Genomic DNA, 6488 nt, shown 5'->3' on the forward strand with positions numbered 1-6488 from the left:
GATCGGGCAGGCGAAGCATGGCAGACGAGATCATCCTGGACATGGACGACCTCCGTGCGGTCGCGGCATACGCGGCGGAAAATGCCGCGGACGTCCTGGAGATATTCGAGCGATCGCATCCTGCGGATTGCCGTCCGCGTGATGCGGTCGAAATCGCTCGGATGTTCGCGCGGGGAGGCAAGCGGGTAAGGGCCCTGCGCGATGCGGCCTGGGCGGCCCTGAGGGCGGCACAAGAATCTGAGAATGAAGCTGCAAGCCAGGCTGCGCGAGCTGCGATGTGCGCCTCATCCGCGGCCTATCTTCATCCTCTGGCTCGTTCTACCCAGGTCAAGCACATTCTCGGAGCGCCTGCTCACGCAGCCCGAGCCGTCGAACTTGTAGCGGGTGAGGCTCCCGGTGTTGGCGCCGACTATGTTGAGCGCGCCTGCCGACGTGCAACCCGAAGGCTCGTCGAGGTGCTGCGGCGCTACCCGCTGGCACCGCCCGGTGGGGGGCGGGTGGGCGAACTACTTCGCTCCATCGACCGGACGCTTCGCGGCGGGGTCTCGTAGGCGGCCTGCTTGCCGCGAAGTACCGGATGCCGCTTTCGCGGGGCATGACAGTGGGCGAGGTGTGAACTCAGGTGAGCGCTACGACGGGGCGGCGAAGAACAGCACCCGAAGCAAGTGGGTGTACTCGGATTCGAGCACCATGATTGTCACAAACACCAGCACCGCGACCGGCGGCGCCAGGATGGCATAGGTCAGGGCCAGCCGCTCCCAGGCCATGTGCATGAAGACGGCGACGATCAGGCCGGCCTTCACCACCATGAACAGCAGGATCAGCGACCACCTGAGATAGCCATGCAGGCCAAAGTAGTCGACCAGAAAAGAGCAGGTGCTGAGAACGAACAACCACCCCCAGACCACGAGATAGAGCTTGATCGGGTGCTGCTGGCCCTTGGCGTGCGCCGCTCCTGATGCGACTGCGTCATGCGCATGGGCGTGTAGCTGTCCTTCCATGTGTACCGCTGCATTTGTCATTGGCCGATCTCACCAAAGATAGAACAAGGCAAAGATGAACACCCACACGAGATCGACGAAGTGCCAGTACAGGCCCATGATCTCGACGATTTCGTAATACCCCTTGCGGCTGGTGAAGAAGCCGCGCCTTTCGACGTCGAAGTCGCCGCGCAAGACCTTCCGCGCAATGGCGATCAGGAAGATCACACCGATCGTCACGTGGGTGCCGTGAAAGCCGGTGATCATGAAGAAGCTTGCACCAAACTGCGGCGCACCCCACGGATTGCCCCAGGGCCGGACGCCCTCCATGATCAGCTTGGTCCACTCGAAAGCCTGCATGCCGACGAATGTTGCGCCGAAGCCCGCCGTGACCAGCATCAAGGCTGCGGTCCTAACGCGGTCGCGGCGGTATCCGAAATTGACTGCCATTGCCATCGTGCCGCTGCTGCTGATCAGGATGAAGGTCATGATGGCGATCAGGATCATCGGGATGTGTGTATCGCCGATGTTGAGGGCAAAGACTTCGCTGGTATTGGGCCACGGCTCGGTCGTCGACATGCGCGCGGTCATGTAGGAGAGCAGGAAGCAACTGAAGATGAAGGTGTCGCTGAGGAGGAAGATCCACATCATGGCCTTTCCCCAGGACACATTCTTGAACGCGCGCTGATCGGAAGCCCAGTCGGCGGCGATGCCGCGCAAGCCTTCAAGACGTGCAGGCGATTGGCCCGGATTGGTCAGCACGGTCTCAGTCATCTGGTCTCGCCTCCCTAGCTCAGCAATTGGCGACAGATGTCGACGAAATTGTCGGTCCAGCCCGTGAGAAGCCCGAGCAGGACAAGCCAGACCAACAGCAGAAAGTGCCAGTAGATGGTGCACAGCTCCACGCTCAAGCGCAGGTCGGCGATCCCAGCGCCACGCCACACCTTGGCTGAGGTTCGGCCCAGCGCCACCAGGCCGCCGGTCAGATGTAGCCCGTGCACTGCGGTCAAGAGGTAGAAGAAGGAATTGGCCGGATTGGACGCCACGAAATATCCGGCCGCGTTGAGCTGCTGCCACGCCAGGAGCTGCCCGGCGAGGAAAATCACGGCAGCTACGCCGCCCGCGAGCAGGCCGACCATGACGCCGTCAGCGTCGTCTCGCCGCGCGGCCATATACGACCATTGCAGCGCGACGCTGCTCAGGACCAGGACGCCCGTATTGAGCCACAGCAGCCGCGGCACGGGCAGCGCCCGCCAGTCCACCACGTTCATGCGCATCGAGTAGGCGCTGATGAAGAGGACGAACAACGCGCTCGCGACGGCGAGAAACACGCCAAGTCCGATCTTCGCTGCCGGCCAGGTCATGGCATCGCCGCCGGGGAAGTCACCGGCCGGACCTTCCTCCAGCCAGGGCTTGGCCGTCAGCCGCTGCTGCGACAGCCACCATCCGGCGATGAGAGCGATCACAGTCAGGAACAGGATGATGGCGCTCACGAAGCAGCTCCCTGAACGAGCCGCGTCGCGCGCGGCGGTTGGTTCTGCGGAATGAAGTCCTCCGCGGCGCCGGGCACGCTGTAGTCATAGGCCCAGCGGTAGACGACCGGGAGCTCCTTGCCCCAGTTGCCGTGCCCGGGGGGCGTCTCCGGCGTCTGCCACTCCAGCGTCGTCGCCCGCCACGGATTGCCGCCTGCGGCCTCACCCTTGAACAGGCTCCAGGTAAGATTGAACAGGAACACCATTTGGCTGAAGCCGACGGTCAGGGCCACGATGGAGATGAAGGCGTTCAGTGAGTGGGCCGAGGGCGGGATGAATGCCGCGTCGCCGAGTTCGAAATACCGGCGCGGGACCCCGAGCAGTCCAAGATAGTGCATCGGGAAGAAGATCAGGTAGGCGCCGAGGAAGGTGACCCAGAAGTGAAACTTGCCGAGGACGTCGTTCAGCATCCGCCCCGTGACCTTGGGGTACCAATGATAGATCGCCCCGAGCACGACCATGATCGGCGCCACGCCCATCACCATGTGGAAGTGCGCGACCACGAACATCGTATCCGAGAGCGGCACGTCGACGACGACGTTGCCGAGGAAGAGGCCGGTGAGCCCGCCGTTCACGAAGGTGATGATGAAGCCGAGCGCGAACAGCATGGGCACCCTGAGATGAATGTCGCCGCGCCACAAGGTCAGCACCCAGTTGTAGACCTTGATCGCGGTGGGGATGGCGATGATGAGCGTCGTGGTAGCGAAGAAGTACCCGAACTGCGGGAACATGCCGCTCACATACATGTGGTGCGCCCACACGATGAAGCTGAGCGCGCCGATGGCGACGATCGCCCAGACCATCATGCGGTAACCGAAGATGTTCTTGCGCGCATGCGTGCTGATCAGATCGGAGACGATGCCGAACGCGGGCAGGGCGACGATGTAGACCTCGGGATGGCCGAAGAACCAGAACAGGTGCTGGAAGAGCAGCGGGCTGCCGCCACCATATTTCGACAGCGTGCCCATCTCGACGAGCGAGGGCATGAAGAAGCTGGTTCCCAAGAGACGGTCGAGCAGCAGCATGACCGAGGCAACGAAGAGTGCAGGGAATGCCAGGAGCGCCATGACGGTCGCCGTGAAGATGCCCCACACCGTGAGGGGAAGACGCATCAGCGTCATGCCGCGGGTGCGCGCCTGCAGCACCGTGACCACATAGTTCAGCCCGCCCATGGTGAAGCCGATGATGAACAGGATCAGGGACGACATCATGAGAATGATGCCCCAATCCTGCCCGGGCGTTCCGGAGAGGATTGCCTGCGGCGGGTACAGCGTCCAGCCGGCGCCGGTGGGCCCGCCGGGCACGAAGAATGTCGAGGCCAGCACCAGGACCGCGAGCAGGTAGACCCAGTAGCTCAGCATGTTCACATAGGGAAAGACCATGTCCCGGGCGCCGACCATCAGCGGGATCAGGTAGTTGCCGAAGCCGCCCAGGAACAATGCGGTGAGCAGGTAGATCACCATGATCATGCCGTGCATGGTGATGAACTGGAGGTACTGGTTGGCATCGATGAAAGAGAAGGTGCCGGGGAATCCCAGCTGCAGCCGCATCAGCCAGGACAGCACCAGGGCCACCAGCCCGATGGCCGAGGCTGTCAGCGCGTACTGAACGGCGATCACCTTGGCGTCCTGCGAGAAGACATACCGTGTCCACCAGCTCCTCGGATGATAGAGCTCGACATCAGGTACTTCGGCAGGCGGGATGCCAGCGATCCCTTCATATGGAATATCGACCATAGAAAGACCTCCTCGGTCGTTTCCGTCGGGGGCGACGAGTTGGCCTCACGCACCCGATCTATCTTCGCGGCGGCACCTTGCTAGTTGCCGCCGGATTGGTACGTCGCCTTCACGACGGCTTTTCCTGCCGACAATTCCGCAAACGTCTTCTGTTGCTCCAGCCAGGCGTGATACTCACGCTCGTCGTCGACGATGACCTTGGCCCGCATCTGATAATGAGCAGCGCCACACAGCTCGGCACAGAGAACATCGAACGTTCCGGTCCGGATCGGCTTGATCCAGAAATAGGTCACCGCGCCCGGGACCATGTCCATCTTGGCCCGGAATTCGGGCACGTAGAAATCGTGCAGGACATCAACCGAGCGGAGGAGAACCTTGACCGGCTTTCCCACTTGAAGGTGCAGGTCGCCGTTCTCGATCACGACATCGTCCTGCGCATGCGGATCGTCGCGATTGAGTCCCATCGGATTGTCGGATCCGATGTTGCGGACATCGGATGTGCCGAGCCGTCCATCCTTGCCCGGAAGGCGGAAGCTCCATTGCCATTGCTGACCCATGACCTCGACCTCGGTGGCGTCCGCGGGCACGGTCACGAACTGGTGCCAGACCACGAGACCGGGCGCCAGCATCGCCGCGACGCCGACGCCGGTCCCGACGCTCAGCCACCATTCGAGCCGCTTGTTTTCCGGATTGTAGTCGGCCCGTCTTCCCTCCTTGTGGTGAAAGCGGAAGACGCAATAGGCCATGAAGGCGATGACGGCGACGAAGACGAAGCCCGTGATCCAGAACGTGATGTTGATGGTGTGGTCGATATAGGCCCAGTTCGTGGCGATCGGCGTCCACCACCACGGGCTGTAGAGGTGAAACAGCACCGAGCCGATCGCGACCAGAAGCAGTATCAGTGCGACAACCATCCTGATCCATCCTTGCCATCAAAGGCTGCGGATACGAATCCAGGGCGGAGCTCATGTCTGTCGCGATGGCTGGCCTTTCTTGGTTGGCCTCTATGCCATCGCCGGCCTGTTGCCTCGCCCATTTCACCGGTCGCGAAATCAAAAGAACGGTCGCGACCACCAATCATCGGCGCTGAGGGCGTCTGTATCTAAAATGATACCAGCCTAACCCGGCGTCAATAGAGCATGTAGGCGTGCTGATGTGGCGTGAGCGCTGATGTCGCCCGGCAAGAAGCGTCAGTTGCGCGGGACTGGTGGCGGCGTCTTGGGTGACGCAACGCACAATCTGTGCAGATGCACAATTCACCCAACCGTGAGTGCGGCCGTGCCCAGTGCGCGCTAAGCTTGCGAGGCAGGTCGCGACGGGTTCCGTCCGGCCAGGCTCGTTTCGCTGAACCTGGGTTACCGTACTCGGCCCTTCGCGTTTCTCGCTCGTGAGGCGGACACGCGTGGCTGGAAAGCGCGTGTTATCGACACCGCGATTTTCAGCACGGGAGGGTGCGTTCATGGCCACTCTGTACTCCCACGACCTCATCAGGCGGCACGTATTCGGCGAGGCGGCCTCTTATCCCATTCGCAAGGTCGGCTTGTCCGACCTGACCGAGGCGCTGCGCCTGGGTTGGGAGGATTTCCAGGCGATGCCAAGCCACGCGATCGTCGTCTGCGTGATTTATCCGGTTCTTGGTCTCGTCCTGTTCAGGATGGTGCTCGGCTATTCGGTGCTGCCGCTGTTGTTTCCGCTGGCTGCCGGGTTTGCCTTGATCGGTCCCTTCGCCGCGATCGGTCTCTACGAACTCAGCCGCCGCCGCGAGCGCGGCGAGGAGGTCGATGCATGGGACGCGATCAAGGTGCTGCGCGCACCGTCGTTCGGCGCCATGCTCGAGCTCGGCGTGCTCCTGCTCGTCCTGTTCGGGGCCTGGATCGGTGTCGCGAACGCAATCTACGTCACGATCTTCGGCCACGCGCCGGCTGCAAGCATTCCTGACTTCGCAACGCGCGTGCTGACGACGCCGGCAGGCTGGTCGCTCATCATCGTCGGCTGTGGTGTCGGCTTCCTGTTTGCGGTTGTGGCCCTGTGCATCAGCGTCGTGTCGTTTCCGTTGATGCTCGACCGGCATGCGACCGCGATCGATGCAATCCGCACCTCGCTGCGAGTGGTGGCGGCGAATCCGGTTGCGATGGCCGCCTGGGGCCTCATCGTGGCGGCGCTGCTCGTGATCGGCTCGCTGCCGTTCTTCGTCGGCCTCGCTGTCGTTCTGCCGGTGCTCGGTCATGCCACCTGGCACC

General features: G+C 62.5%; 7 protein-coding genes. 2 read left to right on the plus strand and 5 right to left on the minus strand.

All coding sequences use genetic code 11. The features are described 5' to 3' along the window. The first annotated feature begins 17 nt into the window (after positions 1 to 17). Positions 18 to 551 (plus strand): putative immunity protein, encoded by a 534-nt coding sequence (locus AXW67_RS01300; protein ID WP_063676016.1) that lies wholly within the window; start codon positions 18 to 20, stop codon positions 549 to 551. A gap of 78 nt (positions 552 to 629) precedes the next feature. On the opposite strand, the gene AXW67_RS01305 is transcribed toward AXW67_RS01300, so the two are convergent. The 5 genes from AXW67_RS01305 to AXW67_RS01325 form a co-directional block, all read right to left on the minus strand. Continuing rightward, positions 630 to 1022 (minus strand): cytochrome C oxidase subunit IV family protein, encoded by a 393-nt coding sequence (locus AXW67_RS01305; RefSeq protein ID WP_063676018.1) that lies wholly within the window; start codon positions 1020 to 1022, stop codon positions 630 to 632. A gap of 9 nt (positions 1023 to 1031) precedes the next feature. Then, on the minus strand, positions 1032 to 1754 hold the full coding sequence (locus AXW67_RS01310) for a heme-copper oxidase subunit III family protein (RefSeq protein WP_063676020.1): 723 nt from the start codon (positions 1752 to 1754) through the stop codon (positions 1032 to 1034). A 14-nt stretch (positions 1755 to 1768) separates the two neighbouring features. Next, positions 1769 to 2473 (minus strand): cytochrome c oxidase subunit 3, encoded by a 705-nt coding sequence (locus AXW67_RS01315; protein WP_027551717.1) that lies wholly within the window; start codon positions 2471 to 2473, stop codon positions 1769 to 1771. Next, complete coding sequence (locus AXW67_RS01320) at positions 2470 to 4248, minus strand: cbb3-type cytochrome c oxidase subunit I (protein WP_063676022.1); 1779 nt, start codon at positions 4246 to 4248, stop codon at positions 2470 to 2472. Before AXW67_RS01320 ends, AXW67_RS01315 begins: the two co-directional genes overlap by 4 nt. A gap of 80 nt (positions 4249 to 4328) precedes the next feature. Continuing rightward, a complete protein-coding gene (locus AXW67_RS01325) occupies positions 4329 to 5162 on the minus strand; it encodes a cytochrome c oxidase subunit II (protein ID WP_063676024.1) in 834 nt (277 codons plus the stop codon). Between the two features lie 545 nt (positions 5163 to 5707). Between AXW67_RS01325 and AXW67_RS01330 the strand changes: the two genes are divergently transcribed. Then, positions 5708 to 6488 (plus strand): DUF2189 domain-containing protein (locus AXW67_RS01330; protein ID WP_430648692.1); only part of this gene is annotated, 781 nt, incomplete at its 3' end.

This window comes from Bradyrhizobium neotropicale, from assembly GCF_001641695.1.
Taxonomy (GTDB): Bacteria; Pseudomonadota; Alphaproteobacteria; order Rhizobiales; family Xanthobacteraceae; genus Bradyrhizobium; species Bradyrhizobium neotropicale.